This window comes from Bradyrhizobium sp. McL0615 (genome assembly GCF_049993905.1).
GTDB lineage: Bacteria > Pseudomonadota > Alphaproteobacteria > Rhizobiales > Xanthobacteraceae > Bradyrhizobium.
In genome coordinates, this window is sequence record NZ_CP188254.1 from 1,081,016 (window position 1) to 1,102,624 (window position 21,609).

The 21,609-nt window shown below is 62.9% G+C and carries 21 protein-coding genes; 11 read left to right on the forward strand and 10 right to left on the reverse strand.

Annotated features, from left to right (window positions below; translation table 11 throughout):
• Window positions 1-366: 366 nt before the first annotated feature.
• A complete protein-coding gene (locus ACPPVP_RS05060; protein WP_426531865.1) occupies window positions 367-966 on the reverse strand; it encodes a TetR/AcrR family transcriptional regulator in 600 nt (199 codons plus the stop codon).
• A gap of 202 nt (window positions 967-1,168) precedes the next feature.
• Between ACPPVP_RS05060 and ACPPVP_RS05065 the strand changes: the two genes are divergently transcribed.
• The 3 genes from ACPPVP_RS05065 (at window position 1,169) to ACPPVP_RS05075 (ending at window position 2,625) form a co-directional block, all read left to right on the forward strand.
• Window positions 1,169-1,549 carry a tautomerase family protein gene (locus ACPPVP_RS05065; protein WP_426531867.1) on the forward strand — a complete coding sequence of 127 codons (381 nt, stop codon included), beginning with the start codon at window positions 1,169-1,171 and terminating at the stop codon, window positions 1,547-1,549.
• Between the two features lie 287 nt (window positions 1,550-1,836).
• Window positions 1,837-2,025: a hypothetical protein gene (locus ACPPVP_RS05070; RefSeq protein WP_426531869.1), complete on the forward strand. Its 189-nt coding sequence runs from the start codon at window positions 1,837-1,839 to the stop codon at window positions 2,023-2,025.
• 309 nt (window positions 2,026-2,334) lie between these two features.
• Entirely contained in the window at window positions 2,335-2,625 is a 291-nt protein-coding gene (locus ACPPVP_RS05075) for a hypothetical protein (protein WP_426531871.1), read from the forward strand.
• A gap of 99 nt (window positions 2,626-2,724) precedes the next feature.
• On the opposite strand, the gene ACPPVP_RS05080 is transcribed toward ACPPVP_RS05075, so the two are convergent.
• The 3 genes from ACPPVP_RS05080 to ACPPVP_RS05090 form a co-directional block, all read right to left on the reverse strand.
• Window positions 2,725-2,970, reverse strand: coding sequence for a PilZ domain-containing protein (locus ACPPVP_RS05080; RefSeq protein WP_426531873.1), 246 nt, complete (start codon window positions 2,968-2,970; stop codon window positions 2,725-2,727).
• Between the two features lie 120 nt (window positions 2,971-3,090).
• Window positions 3,091-4,113, reverse strand: coding sequence for an aldo/keto reductase (locus ACPPVP_RS05085; protein ID WP_426531875.1), 1,023 nt, complete (start codon window positions 4,111-4,113; stop codon window positions 3,091-3,093).
• 171 nt (window positions 4,114-4,284) lie between these two features.
• Window positions 4,285-4,710 carry a PaaI family thioesterase gene (locus tag ACPPVP_RS05090; protein ID WP_426531877.1) on the reverse strand — a complete coding sequence of 142 codons (426 nt, stop codon included), beginning with the start codon at window positions 4,708-4,710 and terminating at the stop codon, window positions 4,285-4,287.
• A gap of 79 nt (window positions 4,711-4,789) precedes the next feature.
• Between ACPPVP_RS05090 and ACPPVP_RS05095 the strand changes: the two genes are divergently transcribed.
• The 3 genes from ACPPVP_RS05095 (at window position 4,790) to ACPPVP_RS05105 (ending at window position 8,014) form a co-directional block, all read left to right on the forward strand.
• The gene (locus ACPPVP_RS05095; protein ID WP_426531879.1) at window positions 4,790-5,419 is read left to right on the forward strand and encodes an NUDIX hydrolase; all 630 of its coding nucleotides are present in this window, start codon (window positions 4,790-4,792) and stop codon (window positions 5,417-5,419) included.
• A 212-nt stretch (window positions 5,420-5,631) separates the two neighbouring features.
• Window positions 5,632-6,603, forward strand: coding sequence for a Bug family tripartite tricarboxylate transporter substrate binding protein (locus ACPPVP_RS05100; protein WP_426531881.1), 972 nt, complete (start codon window positions 5,632-5,634; stop codon window positions 6,601-6,603).
• Between the two features lie 214 nt (window positions 6,604-6,817).
• A complete protein-coding gene (locus tag ACPPVP_RS05105; RefSeq protein WP_426531883.1) occupies window positions 6,818-8,014 on the forward strand; it encodes a hypothetical protein in 1,197 nt (398 codons plus the stop codon).
• A gap of 144 nt (window positions 8,015-8,158) precedes the next feature.
• Here the strand turns inward: ACPPVP_RS05105 and ACPPVP_RS05110 are convergent, their stop codons facing one another.
• Window positions 8,159-8,464: a hypothetical protein gene (locus tag ACPPVP_RS05110; protein ID WP_426531885.1), complete on the reverse strand. Its 306-nt coding sequence runs from the start codon at window positions 8,462-8,464 to the stop codon at window positions 8,159-8,161.
• A gap of 198 nt (window positions 8,465-8,662) precedes the next feature.
• Here ACPPVP_RS05110 and ACPPVP_RS05115 point away from each other — a divergent pair, with 198 nt between their 5' ends.
• A complete protein-coding gene (locus tag ACPPVP_RS05115; RefSeq protein WP_426531887.1) occupies window positions 8,663-9,142 on the forward strand; it encodes a hypothetical protein in 480 nt (159 codons plus the stop codon).
• A gap of 135 nt (window positions 9,143-9,277) precedes the next feature.
• On the opposite strand, the gene ACPPVP_RS05120 is transcribed toward ACPPVP_RS05115, so the two are convergent.
• The 4 genes from ACPPVP_RS05120 to ACPPVP_RS05135 form a co-directional block, all read right to left on the reverse strand.
• Window positions 9,278-10,495, reverse strand: coding sequence for an EAL domain-containing protein (locus ACPPVP_RS05120; RefSeq protein WP_426531889.1), 1,218 nt, complete (start codon window positions 10,493-10,495; stop codon window positions 9,278-9,280).
• Between the two features lie 355 nt (window positions 10,496-10,850).
• On the reverse strand, window positions 10,851-12,098 hold the full coding sequence (locus tag ACPPVP_RS05125; RefSeq protein ID WP_426531891.1) for an MFS transporter: 1,248 nt from the start codon (window positions 12,096-12,098) through the stop codon (window positions 10,851-10,853).
• A gap of 184 nt (window positions 12,099-12,282) precedes the next feature.
• The gene (locus ACPPVP_RS05130) at window positions 12,283-13,242 is read right to left on the reverse strand and encodes a TAXI family TRAP transporter solute-binding subunit (RefSeq protein WP_426531893.1); all 960 of its coding nucleotides are present in this window, start codon (window positions 13,240-13,242) and stop codon (window positions 12,283-12,285) included.
• A gap of 26 nt (window positions 13,243-13,268) precedes the next feature.
• The gene (locus ACPPVP_RS05135) at window positions 13,269-15,296 is read right to left on the reverse strand and encodes a TRAP transporter permease (protein ID WP_426531895.1); all 2,028 of its coding nucleotides are present in this window, start codon (window positions 15,294-15,296) and stop codon (window positions 13,269-13,271) included.
• A gap of 197 nt (window positions 15,297-15,493) precedes the next feature.
• Between ACPPVP_RS05135 and ACPPVP_RS05140 the strand changes: the two genes are divergently transcribed.
• The 4 genes from ACPPVP_RS05140 to ACPPVP_RS05155 all read left to right on the forward strand — a co-directional run bounded on the left by ACPPVP_RS05140 (window position 15,494) and on the right by ACPPVP_RS05155 (window position 20,056).
• Window positions 15,494-16,441, forward strand: a complete 948-nt coding sequence (locus ACPPVP_RS05140) for a TAXI family TRAP transporter solute-binding subunit (protein WP_426531898.1) — start codon at window positions 15,494-15,496, stop codon at window positions 16,439-16,441.
• Window positions 16,442-16,657: 216 nt separating this feature from the next.
• Window positions 16,658-18,766, forward strand: coding sequence for a TRAP transporter permease (locus ACPPVP_RS05145; RefSeq protein ID WP_426531900.1), 2,109 nt, complete (start codon window positions 16,658-16,660; stop codon window positions 18,764-18,766).
• Window positions 18,727-19,137 (forward strand): DUF1850 domain-containing protein, encoded by a 411-nt coding sequence (locus ACPPVP_RS05150; RefSeq protein ID WP_426531902.1) that lies wholly within the window; start codon window positions 18,727-18,729, stop codon window positions 19,135-19,137. Before ACPPVP_RS05145 ends, ACPPVP_RS05150 begins: the two co-directional genes overlap by 40 nt.
• A 112-nt stretch (window positions 19,138-19,249) precedes the next feature.
• Window positions 19,250-20,056 carry an SDR family NAD(P)-dependent oxidoreductase gene (locus ACPPVP_RS05155; RefSeq protein ID WP_426531904.1) on the forward strand — a complete coding sequence of 269 codons (807 nt, stop codon included), beginning with the start codon at window positions 19,250-19,252 and terminating at the stop codon, window positions 20,054-20,056.
• 6 nt (window positions 20,057-20,062) lie between these two features.
• On the opposite strand, the gene ACPPVP_RS05160 is transcribed toward ACPPVP_RS05155, so the two are convergent.
• Window positions 20,063-21,607, reverse strand: coding sequence for a cation:proton antiporter (locus ACPPVP_RS05160; protein ID WP_426531906.1), 1,545 nt, complete (start codon window positions 21,605-21,607; stop codon window positions 20,063-20,065).
• Window positions 21,608-21,609: the final 2 nt, after the last annotated feature.

Here is a 21,609-nt window from a genome sequence, read left to right on the forward strand (position 1 = left end):
AGGTTCGCGTTGATCGTGCATTTGATCACCTGGCGGTCGCAGCGCCAACATTTGTCCAGGCGCCCCCAGTCGCTTATCCCTGCTGCCCTGTCGGTACATCTGCCCAAGCAATTCGCGGCTCTGTCTTCACATCGCCAATGCTGTGCTTCGGAAGGTGAGTTGAGGAGCACTCCGGTGCCTATGAGCGCAATCGCGAAAAAAAGGTGCCGTGTCATGATCGGACCTCCTGAGAAAGGCGCGGGCCGTTCCAATCCTAACCCCTCGGCAGAGCTAAATCCAGCGGGCGTGGCCCAGCGACATGCGGATCTGGTCCGTGCCGATTCCCGCGCATCGCTTTGTTTGACGGTTGGATTTGAACGATGACGTCTAGCGGCTCGTCTTGCCGAGCATGAGATCGACCGTATGGGCGGCAATCTTCCTAAGCTGCGCCTCATCACCGAAGGCGCGTTCGAGCACGGCCAATCCGCGCGTCATGGTGACGATGTGCAATGCAGCGGTCTCGGGTTCTCCGTTGAACTCGCCTCGTGCGGCACCCTCGGACAAGGCCTGCTGAACCAGGCCGGTGATGCGCGCCACCAGATCCGCGAAGGTTTTGCGCGCGTTCTCGTCCAGCCCTTCGCCTTCGACCGACCCAAGCTCCATCAGTCCCCGCGTGGTTGGACAGCCGCGGGGCGGCGAGCCGGAACGAAAATTCTTGATCGTCAGCTCGAAAAACGCGGTGAGGCGCTCCCGCAAGGTCCCCGAGCCGAGCGTCTTTTGAAGCGCGCTCAGATAGTCGCTCGCATAGCGCTCGTAGGCGCAGAGAAACAGCGCTTCCTTGCTGCCAAAAGCGTTGTAGAGACTGCCGCGCTGGACGCCAGCGTCACGGGCGATGTCCGAGAGCGACGTTCCCCGCACCCCCTTGCGCCAGAATTGATCGAACGCAATGCGCAGGACGTCGCCATGGTCAAACTCGCGCGGTCTCAAGCTTCCCTCCAGGGTGCGACATCGATCCGATGCCGCCTGACGTCGGTCAAAAAAGTATTTGACACAACGTCAAGAATTTCGAATATCCATTTCGACAACGTGTCAAAAACTATTGATAGCCGATTTCATCAACGGGGTGAACCAGCCGTTGCGGGGGCCGCAGGCGTGCGTCCGCCTTGCCGGTTTCAGATAAGGATCCGCGATGCCGCTCATTCACATCTCCCTGCGCGCCGGAAAGCCGGAAGCCTATCGGCAGGCGATCTTCGACGGCCTGTACCGCGCGATGCGCGAAGCGCTCAGCGTGCCCGAAGACGACCAGTTCATGACCATCACCGAACATGACGCCGCGAATTTCCGCTACAGCGCGTCCTGCTATGGCGTCAGCCGGAGCGAAGATGTCGTGTACATCCAGATCACCGTGTTCGACAGCCGCACCGCCGAACAGAAGAAAGCGCTGTTTCGGCGGACCGCCGAACTGCTCGGCGAAAACCCGGGCATCCAGCCGGAGAACGTGTTCGTGAACGTTCTCGAGTCCGCGAAAGAGAATTGGTCAGTCGGTCACGGTCTCGCGCAATTCGCCTGAGGCGGACCAGGCGGTCGCCGGGATTGCGGGCCAGGGCGGCCATGATCAGGAGCCAGTTCATCCCGACAGCTTAGACCATTTCGTGCAGCGCAAAAGACTGCCCAAAGGCGGCCTCGCTGCGGTTCCGTCAGGGCAATCAGGCGGCACGGATCGCAGTGCTGTATGCTCACAGGCACATGTGCCGGCCATCATGCCGCCCTCGCGTCCGGATTGACTCGGAGCCGGCAATGGCTTCTCAACGAGGCCACGGCGCGTCTGGTTGCCGATCAAGCCAGAGAGGTGCACCCATGACGGAATGGTATTTTGTTTGGGTCGAAGGCCTGCGCGGGCCCGTGCCGCAGAAATGGTCGTCGGATGGGCTCTGGGGGCAGGTGGGCCGTCAGGATGTCATCGTTCGTTTCACGCTTGATGATGCGGAGGCGCATCTGTCGCTCGACGAACTGGCGAGGCTGCATCCCATTCCTGACAGGCGATAGCTGGCCGCCCCGTTGGCGGCCGCCACGAGATTTTCACACTTGGTGTTTGGTTCAGGCCTGGCTTTGTTGGGAACATCGCGAGTTTAATTTCGTTGCCGGGTTGTACCGGAGCAAAGAGGCACCATTGTCCCGGGTTCAATTCGCTGTTCTCGCGGGTTGAACGACAACTTGCGAACCAGCGCGCGGTGCTGGTGGGGACGAGCGATCAGGATCCAAAGCACCTGACGCCTTTATCCTTCGCAAGCAGCAGCCGCGCGCGGTCAGGCCGCATGCGGTCCTCAACCAACCAAGCCAGTCAAGGAGTCGTGCATGAAATTGAACTCTGCACAGGTGGAACGCGCTTTGAAACAGTTCGAAGCCCAGGCGCTTCCCGACGACCATCCGGTGGTTCCGCAACTTGCCAGCATGTTCGGGGAACATACGTTCTTCCTCGACAGCGGCGGGCTCAATGTTTTGGAACCGACCGAAGCTACCGAGTCCGAAGCGCCGGCCGGCATGATCGTCAACCTGGCCTACTGGAGCGATGAGACGCTGACAAAACTGTCGCCGCACGAGCCTGAGCCGACAGGCGTTATCGTCAGCCTCGCATCCAGGCACTGACGCCACAGGCTGCGAGGAGCGTTCATTTCGCGGCGGGTTTGGTCACGACGTATCGGGCCGGTCCCGCCGCGATCTGAGATGCGCCTGCGCTGCGCGGCGTCAGGTTTCGAAATGAACCCCGATCCGCTTCTCTTTTCGCCACATGACACGACATGGCAGATGGCTGTGGTCGGCTTCGACCACCAGCGTGAAGCGCTCGGGAATCCCGACGGGAGAGCTCACCTCGAGCGCAGCGCCGGTTTCGGAAAAATTACGGATCGTGCAATCGATGGCGGCGCCGCCGCCAAACGATATCCTGCCCGATTTCAACAACCGCCGCCGTGGTGCAATTCTGTGCTCGTCCACCACCTGGACCTCCGCCTGAACGGGGAAGTCTTCGATGCTCGAGGTTACTATCCCGTTAAGGTATGTTGCAGATCTGATACAACTAAAGGTGGTGATCTGCCACAGGGCCGTTCCATCCGTTCATCGGCCTCCGCCACCCGTCCGTGCCCGCCGTCCCTCGATCGGATAGGCCGGGTCGTTGAAGCCCGGCGTCGAGGGGTGGCCGCTCACCACGAGTTGATCGATCAGCGCCTCGTCCTCGGCCGTGAAGCGATAATCGAGCGCCTTCAAGTAGTCGTCCCATTGCTCCTCGGTGCGCGGACCTGCGATCACCGCCGAAACGAACGACGAATTTAACACCCATGAAACCGCGAACTGCCCGGCGGTGATGCCGCGAGCTTCGGCGTGCCGCTTGATCTCCTGGGCGAGCTGCAGGGATTCCGGCCGCCATTCGGTCTGCATCATGCGCTTGTCGGCGCGGCCTGCGCGCGTCTCCTTGTCGGGCGCGGCGTCGGGCTTGTACTTGCCGGTCAGCACGCCGCGGGCCAGGGGGCTATAGGGCACGATGCCGAGGCCGTAATAGCCGCAGGCCGGAAAATGCTCGACCTCGGGCATACGATTCATGGCGTTGTAATAGGGCTGGCTGACGATCGGGCGGTCGATGCCGTTCCGATCGCAGATGTTGCAGATCTCGGCGACGCGCCAGGCGCGGTAATTCGAGACGCCGAAATAGCGGATCTTGCCCTGGCGCATCAGATCGCCGATCGCGCGCACCGTCTCCTCCAGCGGCGTCGCGTGGTCCTCCTTGTGCAGGTAATAGATGTCGATGAAGTCGGTGCCGAGCCGCTTCAGGCTTTCGTCCGCCGCCTGCAGCACCCAGCGCCGCGACAGCCCGCCGCGATTGGGATCGTCGCCGATCTGGTTGGCGAGTTTTGTTGCCAGAATCCAGTTGTGCCTGTTGTTGGAGATGGCGCGGCCGACCACCTGTTCGGACTGGCCGCCATTATAGGCATCCGCAGAGTCGATGAAGTTGATGCCGGCCTCGCGCGCCTTGGCGACGATCCGCGACGACGTCGCCTCGTCGGTCGGGCCGCCGAACATCATGGTGCCGAGACAGATCGGCGAAATCTTTAGGCCGCTGCGGCCGAGTTGGCGGTATTGCATGGGGTGGGTCCTCGCATTCGCTGCATCTACTCCCTCGCCCCTTGCGGGGAGAGGGTTGGGGTGAGGGGCTCTCTCCCCGGGCCACGATCGATCGATAGCCCGGTACCCCCTCACCCGGACTGCTGCGCAGTCCGACCTCTCCCCGCAAGCGGGGCGAGGTAAGAAAGCGCATCAACTCTCATTCTTCAATATCTTGAACACGCCGCTCGCCATCGCGATACAGCGCTTGTCGACGGTCACTTCTGTCGTGATGAAAATGAGGCTGCGGGTGGAGCGTACCACATGCGGCCTCGAGATCAGGACTTCGCCGATCTTGCCGGCTTCAACAAAGTGCGTATCGAGCTGCACGGTCGCCAGCGTTGGCTTGCCCGAGACGAAGCGGGCGGTGATGCCGCAGGTTCGGTCGGCGAAGGTCATGATCACGCCGCCCTGCACCAGGCCACGGCGATTGTGGTGCTTGTCCTCGGTCGCAAGCGCGTATTCGTGCGTGCCGTCGACCACGCGCTGCCATAGCGGGCCGATCAGGTGCAGGAAACCCGACGTTTCGACGATCTTCCAGCCGTCGGATTTGAGTTTGTCCGCGGCTTTGCTCGTCATGTCGTGGTGTCCATTCCCTGCGGGTTGTCATGCGATCCGGGTCATTTCATCGGCTGCGCTTGTGTTGTAGTCAAGCGGGATGGTCCGGTCATTCGACGATACCACAAGGCGGAATATTGCAGGTCGCTGCGCGGCATTCACGCGGGTGCCGTCGGGCGACCCGGCGCCTGAGCTGAAACGCGCGGCGGTGGCCATTGCGCTGACGGAAGCCGAGGCCGGCGGCGGCACGACGTTTCTGCTGACCCGCCGCGCCGCGACCTTGCGTTCGCACGCCGCCCAATGGGCGCTGCCGGGCGGGCGCTGCGACCACGGCGAGACGCAGGCGCAGGCCGCCCTGCGCGAACTGCATGAAGAACTCGGCGTCGCATTGGGCGAGGGCGATGTGCTCGGCCTGCTCGACGATTACCCGACCCGATCGGGCTATCTGATCACGCCGGTGGTGGTCTGGGTGGGTACCAGCACCGAACTCATCCCTAACCCGGCAGAGGTCGCATCGGTGCATCGCGTCGCGCTCGACGATATCGAACGAAACGACGCCTTCAGCTTCACCACGATTCCCGAAAGCACGCGGCGCGTGATCCGCTTCCGCCATGCCGGTCAGCATATCCACGCGCCGACGGCGGCGCTGATCTATCAATTTGCCGAACTTCTGGCGGGAAGAAACACCCGCGTCGCGGAACTGGAACAGCCGGTATTTGCGTGGCGGTAGTCCGGCATCGTGAGGTGCGGTAGGGTGGGCAAAGGCGCGTTAGCGCCGTGCCCACCATCTCTGAACCAGCGCGCCGACAGCGATGGTGGGCACGCTTCGCTTTGCCCACCCTACAGCTCTGCCCGCATCGCCATAGCCGGGTTGCGAATACCGGTCGTTTCGGCGACGATAGCGGACCAACGATAAGAAATAATCCCGGGAGTTCGCTCAGCATGCTCAAGAAATGGCTTTGCGTCGCCGCCGCAGTGCTCGTCCTGGGCGCATTCCACGGCGCTCAAGCGCAAAACTATCCCACTCGCGCTATCACGCTGGTCATCCCATTCGCGCCCGGCGGCAGCACCTCGATCGTCGGCCGCGCCATCGCCGACAAGATGAGCGAAGTGCTCGGCGAAAAGGTGGTGGTCGACAACCGCCCCGGCGCCGGCGGCACGGTCGGCACCAAGGCGGTCGCCAAAAGCGATCCTGATGGCTATACGCTGCTGCTCGGCTACACCGGCACGCTGGCGATCGGTCCCTCGCTGTACAAGAATCCCGGCTACGATCCGCGCAAGGATTTTGCGCCGATCGGCATGATCGGCAACGCGCCGAATTCGCTGGTGGTGCATCCGTCGTTTCCCGCGAAAAGCGTGGCCGAACTGATCGCCTATGCGAAGGCCAATCCCGACAGCGTCAATTTCGGCTCGGCCGGCGCCGGCACCGCCAGCCACATCACCGGCGAATATTTCGCCCGTGCTGCCGGCATCAAGCTGGTGCACATCCCTTACAAGGGCACCGGGCCGGCGTTGACCGATCTGCTCGGTGGCCATATCCCGATGGCGTTCGCGCCGATTCCGGCCTCGCATCCCAACGTCTCCGCCGGCAAGTTGCGCGCGCTCGCGGTCACCAGCGTCACCCGTTCGGGCCTGTTGCCCGACGTCCCGACGATGATCGAAGCGGGCCTGTCCAGCTTTGACGCCTCGCTGTATTACGGCCTTGTCTCTCCCGCCGGCACGCCGCGGCCGATCGTCGACAAGCTCAACAAGGCGCTGCGCGACGCGCTCGCCTCCGACGAGGTGAAGAAGCAGCTGGGCAATGACGGCACCGAGATCACGCCCGGCACGCCGGAAGACTATGCCGACTTCATCGACAAGGATGAGAAGAAGTGGTCGCAGCTCGTGAAAGCGAGCGGCGTCGAGCAGGAGTAGGAGACTCTTCCCTTCTCCCCCTGTGGGAGAAGGTGCCTTGCCGAAGGCAAGGCGGATGAGGGGTTCTCTCCGCGGAGACATACCCCTCATCCGGCTCGCCGCTGCTTCGCAGCGTCGATCTTCCTTCTCCCACAAGGGGAGAAGGAAGAAGGCTTCCGGCAAAGTTGATTCCTTTCGGGGCTGACTTCGCGGACACGCTTGCTACAACGGGGCCATGCGCCTGCCATTGATTCGCATGGGTTCCGGCTTCGTCACGCTTGCGCTGTTCGCGGGCGCGCCTGCAATGGCAGTCAAAGCGGACGTATTGCCTCCCTCGACCACCGATGCGATGGCGCAAGCGGCCTCACCGCAGGCGATCGCAGAATATCGCCGCAGGCTGAAAGAGTACGAGGAAGCGCGCGCCGCGTTCGAGGAGCAAGCCGGCGCCTATTGGTCTTCGATCTCGGAGAGACGAAAGGGCCGCAACGCCAAGCGCCGGGAACGCCAGAGCATTGCGCTTGATGATTATGTGTTGACCCAGCCGCCGGTCTACAGCGGTCCGAAGCGCCCGGTGAATCCGGAGCCGGAGGAGGAAAAGCCGCCGCGCGAGCGCAAGCCAATTCCGGTGGTCGCCGATTTGCTGAAAGTTGCCGCGGAAAATTTCCAGTTCGTGCCGCAGCGGCCGTCGTCCGAGGTCGAATTCAAGCGCGCCTATGCCCGCTACGCGCTGGCCGCGGGACTGACCCGCGAACAGGCGGTGCGGGTCTATTCGTTCGAGACCGGCGGCACCGGCAACCACGACATGCAGTCGGGCTTGAGCGCCTCGCGCCCGGGCTCCCGTGCGATCTCGACCGCGATCGGCTACAACCAGCTGCTCACCACCAACAGCGTCGAATTGCTGGCCGAACAGGGCCACGAATTCATCAAGGAATTGACGGCAAGGGCCGCGACGCTCTCCGGCGCGCCGCGCAAGGCGATGGATCAGAAGCTGGCCGTGCTGAAAAAGATGGTGGCGTTCACGCGTACCGTGCCGGACACATGGTCCGATCATGAGAAGCTCGCCAATACGCCGCAGGGCTGGGCCGTGCACGCCATGGTGCTCGATATCGACGTCGGGCCGATGCTGCAGACCCACAAGCTCCTGACATCCGTGATCTTCGCCCGCGCCAAGGGCTACAATCGCCCGCTTTCGGCCTCCGAACTCGAAATGATGAACCTGACCGGCGACGGCACCGGCCTCGACATGGTGACCATGCCGCAGGCGATGCGCGAACAGGTGCCGACCTCGAATTTCTTCCAGCGCGGCGGCTACGAGCGCAACCCCGTCGCGATTCGCCACAACACGGTGGCGAAGCTGCTGGCGGTGACCGACGAGCGCATGGATTTCAACTCCGGCAAGCCTGGCGCGAAGGAATTGGCGGCGGCGTTTTAATTGAGCCACGACCCCGAACCGTCATGCCCCGCGAAGGCGGGGCATCCAGTAATCGGCACTATCAGAGCAAAGTCGCGGACGGCCCGGCGTACTGGATCATCCGCTTTCGCGGATGATGACATCCTGCCTGTGGCTGATCGCCCCTCAATTCGTCCCGAACTTGAACCTGCCGTCGTCCTCGAGATAGGGGCCGGTCCGGATGTAGAGTTGTCCATTCTCGCCGAGGAAGAACAAGGTGCCCTTCGGCACCTTCTTGGCGCCTTTCAGCAGCGTGCCGGCATTATTGGTGCCCATCTTGTAGGACAGCGTCTTGCCGTCCTTGCCATAGGCATAGCCCATGTCCGGCTTCAGCTCCCAGGGGGTCGGCGCCGCGCCTTGCGCAAATGCGCACGTCGAGAACCCCGCCAGGGCGGCCATCGTCAAAACCGTCTTCGTTGAAATGCCCGTCATCATCCATCCTCCCCACGGCCGTTCGGCCTCTTGCCCCACGTTTTGAACAAATCACGAACGGCATTGTGCCGTCAATTGGCACCTTCGACGCATCACGCAGCCCTGTAGACTTTGTGATTCCCCGCGTTCGACTTCGCGACTATGTTCGCCTTTCCGGCTACAAGCATGCATTGCGAAAAACGTCATAGGATGGTCAGGATGAACCACGTCATGAAGCTCGGTCTTGGTGTTGCGCTGTCGTTCATGACGCTGGCTCAAGCGGCGGCCGCCGACGATTTCAAGCTCTCCAACAACCAGCGGATCGCCTGCAGCCGCGGCTTGAGCGCGGGCAAGCTCAACACCTCGACCTGCAAATCCTATGCGTATGTGTTCAACACCAAGACGTCGGAATATTTCCGCTGCCAGGTCTCACTGGCGCTGACGCGGGACAACAAGGAAGTCATCAACGTCCAGGCGGACGGCAGCTGCGCCAAGAAGCCGCGCATCTTCGATGCCGATTCGAGCTATTCGTTCGATGCCACCGAAACCGAGCCGCCGAACACCAATTCGTTCTTCGGTCCCGGCGGTTATTCGGTATGGGCCAGCGACAACACTAATCTGAAGGTGCGCGGTTGCATCATCATCTCGTCGGGCCTCGGCTCCGATATCGCCAAGTGCATCGACATGAAGTTCGAGTGAGGCGAGAGCATGCTTCAACTGAGTTGAATCATGCTCCTCGATCATCTTCTTGTTTGAGCATGATCTCCGGGCAAACGCGTTCCGCGTTTGTCCCGAGGGAAAACCGGTGTCCACTTTTCTGGATCATGCTCTCGCTCAGGACGGCTCGTCGGAGCCGGATGGGAGCTGAGGGCGGGAACGGGCAAATTTCCGCACCGCCACCGGCTTGCCGAACAGGTGACCCTGGACCAGATCGAACCCGATGTCGTGGGCGGCAAGAAAATCGGCGCGGGTCTCCACGCCCTGGGCGACGACGCGGGCGCCGTTGTCCCGGGCCAGCTCGACGATGCGCCGGCATACCGTCTGCTTCAGCCGGTCGTCGGTACAGCCGTTGATGTATTGCTGGTCGACCTTGAGTTCGGCGAACGGGAAGCTCCGCAGCTCCAGCAGGGACGGCCATTCCGTGCCGACATTGTCGATGGCGATCGCGATATTGTGCAGGCGCAGCCGCCTTGCGGCGTCCACCGTCAGGTCCGGATGCTCGATCACCTCGCTGCTGTCGATTTCGATTAAAAGTCCGCCGAAGGCCGGGTGAGTGGGCATGGCGCGGCACAGATCGCGCACCGCCTCGGCATTGCCGAAGAACGATGCCGGCAGGTTGATCGAAAGGTCGACCGGACCCTGGCTCTCCAGCAGGTAGCGCCAGTCTTCGATGGCGCGTCCGACCACGAATTCGGACAGCGCGCGAAAATGCGGATCCTTGTCGTCGGGAATGAAATAGGCCGGCGGGACCACGCCCCAGGCGGGATGCCGCATCCGGACCAGTGCCTCCGCTCCGCTCGGCACCAGCGTGCGGGTGTTGATCTTCTGCTGGTACCACAATTCGAGCCAGCCGGCCTTCAAGGCCTCGGCGACATCGACGGCCGGGCTTGGCGCGGGCTCGGCCGGCAGCAACTCCGCGACGCTGGCACGCAGGCTCGCCGCACCGAACGGCGTTGGCAGCGAAGGCAGCATGGCAATGCCGTACTCGTCGCCAATTTGCCTGACGGCCTTCACCATGATTGAATCGGGTTGTCCGATGACGAGGACCTTGCCGCCGAAATTTTTCCGGACAATGACCTCGAGAATTTCGCCGACATTGATCCCGTCGACACACACGCTGAGCACGATCAGGTCCGGTTGCTCCGTCTGCAGCATGCCCGCCAGATCGCCGGTCTGACCGCATTCGCAGGTGACGAAGCCGAGATCCTCGAGCGCGTCGGAAAGAAACAAGCGAAGGTGTTTTTTGCTGTCGACGACGCAGGCCCTCGGCGTCAGCTTTCGATGCCCGAAGTTAGCTGCGCGCGAATATTCGCTAAAGCTGATCTGCTCCATCCCCGCCCTCCCAACAGATACCCCGGCGCCAGTGGTACATCCGCCTTGAGGTCGCAATAATGGAATTTTGCGGGAAGCCACATGATTACTTCAATAGGGTTAAGAGCGCAGACGAGAATCTGATCTTGCGGTCATTGCAGCCTTTCAACACGCGCTGCCGGTGAGCGGATAAACCCATCCATTTCATGAGCTTCAGTGAGCGCCCAACTCACCTGGGCAATTCTTGATCGGCTCCGCATGTTAACGCCTGTGGTCGCTTGTCGGCGCCGCGATGTCCGTGACTCGTTCGCAGCAGCAGCAATGATGCGGCGCACCAAGTCATATTCGACGAGGAGAGCAGGCGAACGGCGCTTCTTCAATCGCCGGGCTTGCCTCCCTCATCCTGCGCACGCCGCAATGTCTCCGGCATCATGGTCGCAAATCCGATCAGTCCAGCCCCGGCCACCGCCGCAAGAAAGAGGAATGCCGCGCTGTAGCCGGCCTTGACGACGATAAGGCCGGCGGCCGTGGTGCTGAGCGAGCCGCCAAGGCCGGCAGCGGTCGCAATCGCACCCTGGCTGATATTGAAATGTCCGGTGCCGCGCGTGAGGTCGGCGACGACGAGCGGAAACAGCGCGCCGAAAATCCCGGCGCCGACGCCGTCGAGCAGTTGCACCGACACTAGCCAATAGGCGTTTTCGGAGAGCGGATAGAGCATGCCACGCAGCATCAACACGGCAAGCGCGGCGGTGAAGATCGGCTTGCGTCCCCAGACGTCGGCCTTGTGCCCGACCAGCATCGCGACCGGCACCATCACCATCTGCGCGGCGATGATGCACACCGACATCAGCGTGGTGCCGAGGTCGCGGTTGACCAGTGCCAGCTTCTGCCCGACCAGTGGCAACATCGCCGCGTTCGAGAAATGAAACGCCACCGTCGCAACCGCGAAGATCAACAAAGGCCTGCACGTCAGAAGTACCTGGAAGCCGGATGGCTTGTCGTGCCCAGCGCTATTCGTTTCGGTCCCATCGTCGAGGCCTCGCGCGACATGGTGGTCGATCGCATCTGACGGGATCGCGAGTGTAGCGAAGATGCTGGCGACCGCCATTGCGGCCAGCAGCCAGAACACCACGACGGGCCCGAACGAATAGGCGGTAGCGCCGGCAATGGCGGCGGCCACCGCATTGCCGGCATGGTTGAAAGCCTCGTTGCGGCCGGTGCGGCGGGCAAAGGCGCGCGGGCCGACGATCCCGAGGGTCACCGCGGCAACCGCAGGCGCAAAAATCGCTCCGGCAGCCGCCGCGATCGCCTGCGTTGCCGCGACCAGTTCAAACCGGTGGATCAGCGGCAAGGCGATGCAGGAAAGGGTGACGAGGACGGCCGCCGTTACCATCAATGCGCGCTTCGCCGTCGTGCGGTCGATCAGCGCGCCGGCGGGCGTCTGGGCGATGATCCCGGCGAGCGCGGCCACCGACATCACGATGCCGATCGAGGCCTCGTCCCATTTCTGTTCTGTCAGGAGGTAGATTGCGAGATAGGGGCCGAGGCCGTCGCGCACGTCGGCGAGAAAGAAATTCAGCGCATCCAGCGCCCGCTCAACGCCTGGCTTCTCGACATTGGCCAAATTTGTCTCACGTGCATCCATGCCCGCGAGGTAACTTTATCCGAACGGTTCAGTTCCCGTTAGGGTGGGCAAAGGCGCGACTGCGCCGTGCCCACCATCTCTATCGAAGTCATGCAAGTGGTGGGCACGCTTCCGCCTTCGCTCTTCGAGCTACGGCGGACAAGTCGCTTTGCCCACCCTACGGCTACTTGCCGATACCCTGCTCCTTGAAGTATTTCAGCGCGCCGGGATGGAACGGGATCGGCGAGCGCTCCTGCAGCTGGTTGTCGAGCGAAAAACTCTCGGCTTCCTTGTGCACGGCGACGATATCGGCCTTCTTCTCCACCAGCGTCTTGACGATGGTGTAGGCATCCTCGTTGCTCATCTTGTCGTTGGTGACGATCAGGTTCCAGACCTCGGTGATGGAATTGTCCTTGTCGTAGCCGGGATACGAGCCCGCCTTGATCTTGTTGGGCGAATAGAGCTTGCCGTATTTGGCGTTCATCTTCTCGGCCAGGTCGCCGTGGTCGACCAGTTTCATCTTCATGCCTGGCGTCGCGGCGAGGTCCGTGACCGCGGCGGTTGGAATGCCGCCGACCCAGAAGAACGCGTCGATCTTGCGGTCCTTGATGGCGTTGACGGATTCGGCGACGCCGAGCCGCTCGCGTTTCATGTCCTTGTCCTTGTCGAGGCCGGCGGCTTCGATGACGCGGAACGCCATCACTTCGGTGGCGCCGCCCGGCGACCCCGTCGAGACGCGCTTGCCCTTCAGGTCCGCCATGGTGTTGATGCCGGTGCCTTCAACCGTCACCACATGCATGCGGTTGGGATAGACCACCAGCAGCGCCTGCAACGGCAGCTTGCCGCTCTTGAACTTGTCCTCGCCGTTGAGCGCATCGAGCGCGGCATCGGCCATGGTGAAGCCCAATTCGCTCTTACCGGCGCCGATCAGCTTGAGATTGTCGACCGAGCCGCCGGTGACCTCGGCGGTGGCCTGCACGTTGGGAAGGCTCTTCGACAGCACGTTGGCAACTGCGCCGCCGAGCGGATAATAGACGCCGCCGGTGCCGCCGGTTCCGATCGACATGGTTTTCTGCTGGGCATAGGCCGCGCCCGCAATTGCGAGGCCCAGGGTCATCGCCAACATGGCTGTGGTCTTTTTCATTTTTGTCTCCTCAATCCCTTCGTTGACTATGTCGTGAGCGCCGGCTGCTCTGGCGCCCGCGTTCTGGCCTGCCACAGCACCACGCCGAGACCGATGATCAGGCCCGGCACATAGGTGTAGCTGATATCGCGGCCGATGATCCCTTCGATGATCGCCTCGATCAGGCTTGGAAACACCAGCAACAATCCCGATAGCAGAAGCAGGCCGCGCTCGACCGCTGTATTTTGTCGCAGCGCCCAGTTCTGGGCGAACGCCGCCAGCGCCAGCAGGCCGAAGGTCGTCTTGATCGTGATCTCGACAATATCGACCCATGACCCGCCCTTCGGGATCGACAGCAGGAGGCCAACGCCCTGCGGGTCGAGCACGAACACGAACGGCACCAGGAACGCCGGCAGCGTGTACTTCCAGGATTGCAGCGTGGTCTTGTAGGGATCGCCACCTGTGATGGCAGCGGCTGCGAACGGCGAAAGCGCCGTCGGCGGCGACACCTCGGACAGCACCGCATAGTAGAAGATGAACATGTGCGCGGCGTAGTCGGGCACGCCGAGCTTGATCAGCGCGGGCGCCGCGATGACCGCGCAGATAATGTAGGAGGCGGTGACCGGCACCGCGAGGCCGATGATCCAGACGATCAGCGAGGTGTAGATCGCCGTCAGCAGCAGGCTGCCGCCGGCATAGCTGATGACGATCGACGAGAATTTGAGGCCGAGACCGGTCAGCGTCACGATGCCGACGACGATGCCGGCGCAGGCGCAGGTGGTCGCGGCATTGAGCGCGCCGATCGAGCCGTCGGCCAGCGCCTTCACCAGCTTCTTCGGCATCAGCGCGGTTTCCTTGCGCAGGAAGCTGAGCACGAAGGTGACGACGATGGCGTAGAACACCGACAGCGATGGCGAATAGCCGATGATCATGAATACGACCACGGCGAGCAGCGAGATGAAGTGGAAGCCGTAGCGCTTGGTCATCTGGCCGAGCGACATCTCGGGCGTAAACGTCACGTCCTTGGCGTGGAATTTCTTGGCGTCGAGTTCGACCATGAACAGCAGCGACATGTAATAAAGACAGGTCGGGATCGTCGCCATCCAGATCACGTCGAGGTAGCTGATCTTGAGAAACTCGGCGATCAGGAACGCGGCGGCGCCCAGCACCGGCGGCGACAGGATCGCGCCCAACCCGCCGGCTGCGAGCAAGCCGCCTGCGGCGTTTTTCTCAAAACCTGCCTTGGCCATCATCGGATAGGCCACGGTGCCGATCATGACGGTCGTGGCGACGCCTGATCCGGAGGGACCGCCGAGCAGGAATGACGACAGCACCACGGTGCGGCCGGCGCTGTTCGGCTTTCCGCCCATCAGCGCCAGCGAGAAATCGATGAAGAATTTTCCCGCGCCGGATTGCTGCAGGAATGCGCCGTAAATCGTGAACAGGATGATCAGTGTCGCCGACACGTCGACGGCGACGCCGAAAATGCCTTCCAGCGTAATGAAGAGATGACCGACCAGGCGGGCGATGTCGTAGCCGCGATGGGTCCAGGGCGCCGGCAAATACGGGCCGAGCATGGCGTAGGCGATAAACAGCAGCGACACCACGGGCATGATCGCGCCGGTGGTGCGCCGCGTCGCCTCCAGCAGCAGCACGATGAAGACGATGCCGACGACGATGTCCCAGTGGTCGGGCATGGTAGCGCGGTCGGTAAAGTCGTCGCCGCCCCACAGCGCATAGACGATGGTCGCGACCGCGACGACCCCGGGAACGATGTCCCACCAGCGCACGCGATTGCGAAAGCGCGTCGCCAGCGGAAACAGCAGGAAGCTCAGGACCAGCGTGAAGGCGACGTGGATGTAGCGCAGTTCCTGGGTCGGAACGATGGCGTAGGCCGCGTAGAGGTGAAACAGGCTCATGACCACGGCGATCGCGGTCGAAATTTTCCCCGCCCACCCCATCAGGCGGTTGGCCGCACCTTCTTCCGCCTCGACGAAGGACTCCGCCTTCTGCAAGGCTTCGTCGGATACCGCAATGACCTCGTCATTGGGCGGCGTTGTCTTGTCTTCTGCCATGCTTTCCCCGGTGACCCGTTAACTCCCAGACCCGGTGCCCCCCGGACCTTTCGCGGGCGCATTCAGTCCAATTTGGGTAACCGTGGCAAGGGCCTTGTAGGCATATGCCGGGCGCATCTTTTTAGCTTATCGGACGGCTTGACCCGGAGCCGCCGCCCGTCCACCTTCCCGGCCAAAATAAGCGGAGAATGGTTTTCATGAACTCCCGATTGATTGCAGCCGCCATTGCCATGGCGGCCATATTTTTTGCCAACGGCGCGCATGCGCAGTCGTTCATCAACATTCTGACCGGCGGAACTTCCGGCGTGTATTATCCGCTCGGCGTCGCCATCGGAAAGATTTACAGCGACAAGATTCCGAACGTGAAGACGCAGGTGCAGGCCACCAAGGCCTCGGTCGAGAACCTGATCCTGTTGCAACAGGGCCGCGGCGAACTCGCCTTCACGCTCGGCGATTCGCTCAAGGCAGCCTGGGAGGGCGACGAGGAAGCCGGCTTCAAGTCGAAGCTGGACAAGCTGCGCGTCCTGGGGGCGATCTATCCGAATTACATCCAGATCGTCGCGACATCGGACAGCGGCATCAAGACGCTCGCCGACCTCAAGGGCAAGAGCCTCTCGGTCGGGGCGCCGAGATCAGGCACGGAACTGAACTCGCGCACCATCCTGGCGGCCGCCGGCATGACCTACAAAAGCATCGGCAAGGTCGAATATCTCCCGTTCGCCGAATCCGTCGACCTGATGAAGAACCGCCAGCTCAATGCGACGCTGCAGTCGGCCGGCCTCGGCGTCGCCTCGCTGAAGGATCTCTCGACGTCGACCGAAATCACCGTGGTGTCGGTGCCGAAGGCCGTCGTCGACAAGATCGGTCCGCCCTTCGTGCCGGCCATGATTCCCGCCAACACCTATACCGGCCAGGACAAGGACGTCGCGACGGCCGCGGTGGGGAACTATCTCGTCACCAGTGCGGCGGTCTCCGATGATCTGGCCTATCAGATGACCAGCCTGATCTTCGAATCGCTTCCGGAACTCGTCAACGCGCACGCGGCCGGCAAGGAGATCAAACTGGAGACGGCCGCGACCGGCAGCCCGGTGCCGCTGCACCCCGGCGCGATCCGATATTACAAAGAAAAGGGCGTGATGAAGTAGGCCGGGCCTGCGAGTCCTGCCGTCATTGCGAGCGTAGCGAAGCAATCCATGTCTCAGCTTGCGGCGCGATGGATGGCTTCCGCCTTCGTTCTTCGAGCTACGGCCGACAAGTCGCTGCGCTCGCATTGACGGACGCTTGGCGGTTATCTCGCACTTTCCTGTCTTTCCCGGGCGTGGCCGGGCCGGTATAACCGGCGCGGGCAGGGAATCACGGACATGCGGCAAGCTGAGGGGCCGGAAGAGCCCGTTAGGGTCGAGTTCGACAATTTCGAACATGGTTTTCCGGCAGGCTTCGGCCCGGGCGGCTGGGGCTATCTTGCCTATGCCATCGGCATCGTCTTTGCGGCCTTCCAGCTTTACGTCGCCGCGTTCAATTATCTGCCGAGCCAGGTGGTGCGCGGCGTTCACGTCGGCTTCCTGCTGCTGATGACCTTCGGCCTGATCGGCAACTTCACCGCCAAAAGCGATTTCGGCCGGGCGCTCGGCTGGCTGATCGGCGGCGCGGGTTTTCTGTGCGGACTGTACCAGTGGATATTCTACGCCGACCTGATCGCCCGCGACGGCGATCCGACGCGCGCCGATCTCGTGGTCGGCACGCTGCTTGCCGTGCTGATCTTCGAAGGTACGCGGCGATTGATGGGACTGGCGCTGCCGCTGATGTGCGGTGCGTGTCTGCTCTATTGGTTCTTCGGCCAGTATCTGCCGCAGCCTTTCAACCATCGCGGCTATGATTTCGATCAGGTCATCACGCATCTTTCCTTCGGCACCGAAGGATTTTACGGCGTGCCGATCTATGTCTCGGCGACCTACATCTTCCTCTTCATTCTGTTCGGTTCGTTCCTCGAACGCGCCGGGATGATCCAGCTCTTCACCGATGTCTCGCTCGGCCTGTTCGGCCGCGCCCGCGGCGGACCTGCCAAGGTCGCGGTGTTCGCCTCCGGCTTGATGGGAACCATCTCCGGCTCCGGCGTCGCCAATGTCGTGACCGTCGGGCAGTTCACGATTCCGCTGATGATCAAGTTCGGTTATCGCCGCGCCTTTGCCGCCGGCGTCGAGGCCACGGCCTCGATGGGAGGGCAGATCATGCCGCCGGTGATGGGCGCGGTCGCCTTCATCATGGCCGAGACGCTCGGCGTGCAATATTCCGAGATCGTCAAGGCCGCGGTGATCCCGGCCATCCTCTATTTCGCGTCCGCGTTCTGGATGGTGCACCTGGAAGCCGGCAAGCATGGGCTCGTCGGCATGAAGCGTTCGGAAATCCCGAACGCCTGGAAAGCGCTGGTAGCGCGCTGGTACCTGGTGTTGCCGCTGGTCGCGCTGGTCTACATGCTGTTCGAAGGTTTTACGCCGCTTTACGCCGGCAGCATGGGGCTTGCGCTGACGGTCGCCCTGATCCTCGGCGCCAGCATCACGCTCGGTCTCTCCCACACCGTGGTGCGTTACATCTTCTGGTTCGGGCTCGCGCTGGTGGTGGCCGCGGTGTCGCGCTCTGGCCTTGAGATCGTTCCGATCGCGTGCGTCGTCGGCGGGTTGCTCCTGATTGCCGCGTTCACGCGGGGCGGCCGGACGACGCTCGCGATCTGCCGCGATTCACTCGCTGACAGCGCCAAATCGGCGCTCACCGTAGGCATGGCCTGCGCCATCGTCGGCACCATCATCGGCATGATGACACAGACCGGCGTCGGCACCATCTTCGGCGGCTGGATCATCGGGCTCGGTGCCAAGAGCCTGTTCCTGGCGCTGGTCATGACCATGCTGCTGTCGATCCTGCTCGGCACCGGCATCCCGACGATTCCGACCTACATCATCACCGCGGCGCTCGCAGCGCCGGCACTCGCCAAACTCGGCGTGCCGCTGATCGCGAGCCACATGTTTGCGTTCTATTACGGCATCATGGCCGACCTCTCGCCGCCGGTGGCGCTGGCCGCGCTCGCGGCGGCGCCAATCGCGAAGGAAAATCCCGACCGGATCGGCTGGGAGGCGATGCGGATCGCGCTGGCGGGTTACGTCATTCCGTTCATCTTCGTCTACTCGCCGGCCCTGATGCTGCAGGCGGGCGATCCCATGGCGGTCCAGCTGGGTTTCTACGGCGCGGTGGCGCTGGCAATGCTCAAGGCGCTGGTCGCGATCGGCCTGTTCGGGATCGTCGCCATCGGTTTCCTGTTTACGCGGCTGACCTGGCTTGAGATCGCGGTCGCCTTCGGTGCGGCGCTGTGCCTGCTCGGCGAGTTCGCGTTCAGCGACACCATCGGCTTCGTGCTGGCAGCGGCCGTCGTGGTCTGGCAATGGCGCCAGCGTTCGCGCAGCGCGGTGGCGGCGGCATGAGCCTTTGCCTCGCTTCGGCCGGCGTGGTGAAGATGCTGTCGGTTGCGGCGTTCACGCTTGCATGGACGCATTCGATCGAGAAGTCCGACTGGCAGGAAGACTGGCGTATCACGCCGCAGGGGCTGGAACTGGTGCAGGCGCGCATCAAAGGCAGCGGCGCCGGCATGGAACCGCCGCCGGAAGCGCGATTGATCGATGGCTGGTTTCAATGGCAGCCCGCGCGAGCGCCGTTGCCGGAAGTGGTGCTTGGCAATTCCGGTTCTGCCGGCGAATGGCGGCTGTGCCATGATGGCAATTGCAGAACATTATCTGACATATTCGGTCGTCCGGTCGGAATTGATGTGACGATCATGCGCGCCTGCAATCCGTAGCCCGGATGGAGCGAAGCGCAATCCGGGGAAACTGCAAAACAAGAATCCCGGGTTGCGCTTCGCTTCACCCGGGCTACAAGAAAATGAGAAACTCACTGGGAGAAGAAAGTCGATGGAACGGCTCAAGGGCAAAACGGCGATGGTGGTGGGCGCGGGCTCGATCGGTCCCGGCTGGGGCAATGGCAAGGCGACCGCCGTCACCTTTGCGCGCGAGGGCGCGCAGGTGTTTTGCGTCGATCGCAACGCGGCGGCAGCAAAGGAGACGGTCGAGATCATTACGGGCGAAGGCGGCAAAGCCACCGCTTTCACCGCCGACGTCTCGCGTGAAGCCGAGGTCGAGGCGATGGTGGCGGCGTGCCTGAAGGCCTACGGCCGCATTGACGTGCTCGACAACAATGTCGGCATCGCCGAGGTCGGCAGCGTCGTCGAGGTGAGCGAAGCGAGCTGGGACCACGTCTTCGCGGTCAACCTCAAGAGCGCCTATTTCGCCATGAAGCACGTCATTCCGGTGATGGCGAAGCAGGGCGGCGGCTCGATTATCAACATCTCCTCGATCGCCTCGATCCGCCATGTCGGCATTTCCTATGTCAGCTACAATGCGAGCAAGGCGGCGATGAACCAGATGACGCGCACCACGGCGGTCGAATTCGCGCCAAAGCATGTGCGGGTGAACGCGATCCTGCCGGGATTGATGAAGACGCCGATGGTCGAGCATTCGGCAGGTCTCGCGCAGAGCTACGCCAAGGGCGATGTGGAAGCGATGTGGCGGGCACGCGACGCGCAGGTGCCGATGGGGCACATGGGCGACGCCTGGGACGTCGCCAATGCCGCGCTGTTTCTCGCCTCGGATGAATCGAAATACGTCACCGGCATCGAGCTCGTGGTCGATGGCGGTATCACGAGCAAGTCGGGCGCGTAACGCGCGTTATGCCTGTGCGCTCAATTCGGCGCGGTCGAGCTCTTCTTCCACCTGGTGGAAGGCGTCGTCGCTGATCTCTTCGAGATGACGCATCCTCAACAGCGCCTCTCGTGCCGCGCCGATGGCGCGGCGGCGCAGCGGATCGGCCGGCAGTTCGCTGCTCGCGATGCCGAGTTCGGGTTCGGTTTCGGCGCGCAGCAGCACAGCGCGGTATTCGAGCCGCAGGATCTCGGCTTCCTCGGAAGGATCGGATTCAATCGCCTCGAGCGCGGCGCGATAGGCGATGCAGCGGGCTTGCGCGGCCTCGCGCGCGACCGGATCGTCCTCCTCGAATTTCAGCGCGAGGATCACCGGCCGCAGCGTCAGGCCCTGGACCACGAGCGTTCCCAGCACCACGGCAAAGGCCGTCAGCAGGATGAGGTCGCGGTACGGAAAACTCTCGGGTAGCGCGAAGGCGGCCGCCAGCGTCACGATGCCGCGCATCCCGCACCAGGACACGATGATGCCGCGTTCCACCGTCGGTACCGCGGGAGACACATAGGGAGGAAGCAAGCCATACGCATTCAAGGCGCGCAGCAAGGCGCCGTATGACATCACCCAGGTGATGCGGGCGAAGACCACGACGGCGAAGATCGTCGCGGCAAAGCTGCAATATTTGAACCGCACCTCGTCGTCGAGCCCGGACCAGATCGGATTGAGCTGCATGCCGATCATAATGAATGCCAGCACGTTGAGCACGAACACGACGGTTTCCCACACCGCATAGGAGGCCACGCGCAGCCGCGCCGGGGTACGCTCGGGCGCGGTGCGGGCGATCGTGATCGCATAGGCGACGATGGTGAGAATGCCTGATAGCCCGATATGCTCGGCGACGATCCACACCATGAAGGTGCCGGCGAATTGGGTGATGATGGCGCTGGGCGCCTCGGTGATGCGGCGCGTGATCTGCGCCCAGACCCGTGCGAACAGGAAGCCGGCGATGAGGCTTCCGAACAGCGCCAGCGCAATGGACGGCACGAACTCGTGCACCTTCATGTGCTCGGCGGCAACCAGGCCGACGCAGACGCGGTAGATCAGGAGCGCGCTGGCATCGTTGAGCAGGCTTTCGCCCTCGAGGATCTTCTGGATGCGGTAGGGGGGGTTGATCTGGCGCAGGATCGCGGTGGCCGCCGCGGCGTCCGGCGGCGCCACGATGGCGCCGAGTGCGATCGCGACCGCCCACGGCATGTCCGGGCGCAGCCAGTGCGCGACGACAGCGACGGCGGCGGTCGTGACCCCGACCGCGACCAGCACCAGTGTCGAGACCGGCAGCCAGTTGTTGCGGAGGTCGCGCAGTGATGTATCGAAAGCGGCGTCCAGCAGCACCGGCGCCACGGACAGCGCCAGCGCCAGCTCAGGCTCCAGCGCCCACGACGGACCCCCGGGCACGAATGCCAGCAGCATGCCGCCGATCGCAAGAAATGTCGGATAGGGCACCTTGAGCCGCCGCGCCAGCGCGGACAGCCCCACCGCGCCAAGCAGCAGCCCGATGATCCATTCGAATGCTAGCAAAT

Coding starts and splice junctions, on each gene's coding strand:
- ACPPVP_RS05065 (WP_426531867.1), top strand. CDS start 1,169: ATGCCGCTCATTCACATCTCCCTGCGCGCCGGAAAGCCGGAAGCCTAT.
- ACPPVP_RS05070 (WP_426531869.1), top strand. CDS start 1,837: ATGACGGAATGGTATTTTGTTTGGGTCGAAGGCCTGCGCGGGCCCGTG.
- ACPPVP_RS05075 (WP_426531871.1), top strand. CDS start 2,335: ATGAAATTGAACTCTGCACAGGTGGAACGCGCTTTGAAACAGTTCGAA.
- ACPPVP_RS05085 (WP_426531875.1), bottom strand. CDS start 4,113: ATGCAATACCGCCAACTCGGCCGCAGCGGCCTAAAGATTTCGCCGATC.
- ACPPVP_RS05090 (WP_426531877.1), bottom strand. CDS start 4,710: ATGACGAGCAAAGCCGCGGACAAACTCAAATCCGACGGCTGGAAGATC.
- ACPPVP_RS05095 (WP_426531879.1), top strand. CDS start 4,790: ATGGTCCGGTCATTCGACGATACCACAAGGCGGAATATTGCAGGTCGC.
- ACPPVP_RS05100 (WP_426531881.1), top strand. CDS start 5,632: ATGCTCAAGAAATGGCTTTGCGTCGCCGCCGCAGTGCTCGTCCTGGGC.
- ACPPVP_RS05105 (WP_426531883.1), top strand. CDS start 6,818: ATGCGCCTGCCATTGATTCGCATGGGTTCCGGCTTCGTCACGCTTGCG.
- ACPPVP_RS05110 (WP_426531885.1), bottom strand. CDS start 8,464: ATGACGGGCATTTCAACGAAGACGGTTTTGACGATGGCCGCCCTGGCG.
- ACPPVP_RS05115 (WP_426531887.1), top strand. CDS start 8,663: ATGAACCACGTCATGAAGCTCGGTCTTGGTGTTGCGCTGTCGTTCATG.
- ACPPVP_RS05120 (WP_426531889.1), bottom strand. CDS start 10,495: ATGGAGCAGATCAGCTTTAGCGAATATTCGCGCGCAGCTAACTTCGGG.
- ACPPVP_RS05130 (WP_426531893.1), bottom strand. CDS start 13,242: ATGAAAAAGACCACAGCCATGTTGGCGATGACCCTGGGCCTCGCAATT.
- ACPPVP_RS05135 (WP_426531895.1), bottom strand. CDS start 15,296: ATGGCAGAAGACAAGACAACGCCGCCCAATGACGAGGTCATTGCGGTA.
- ACPPVP_RS05140 (WP_426531898.1), top strand. CDS start 15,494: ATGAACTCCCGATTGATTGCAGCCGCCATTGCCATGGCGGCCATATTT.
- ACPPVP_RS05145 (WP_426531900.1), top strand. CDS start 16,658: ATGCGGCAAGCTGAGGGGCCGGAAGAGCCCGTTAGGGTCGAGTTCGAC.
- ACPPVP_RS05150 (WP_426531902.1), top strand. CDS start 18,727: ATGGCGCCAGCGTTCGCGCAGCGCGGTGGCGGCGGCATGAGCCTTTGC.
- ACPPVP_RS05155 (WP_426531904.1), top strand. CDS start 19,250: ATGGAACGGCTCAAGGGCAAAACGGCGATGGTGGTGGGCGCGGGCTCG.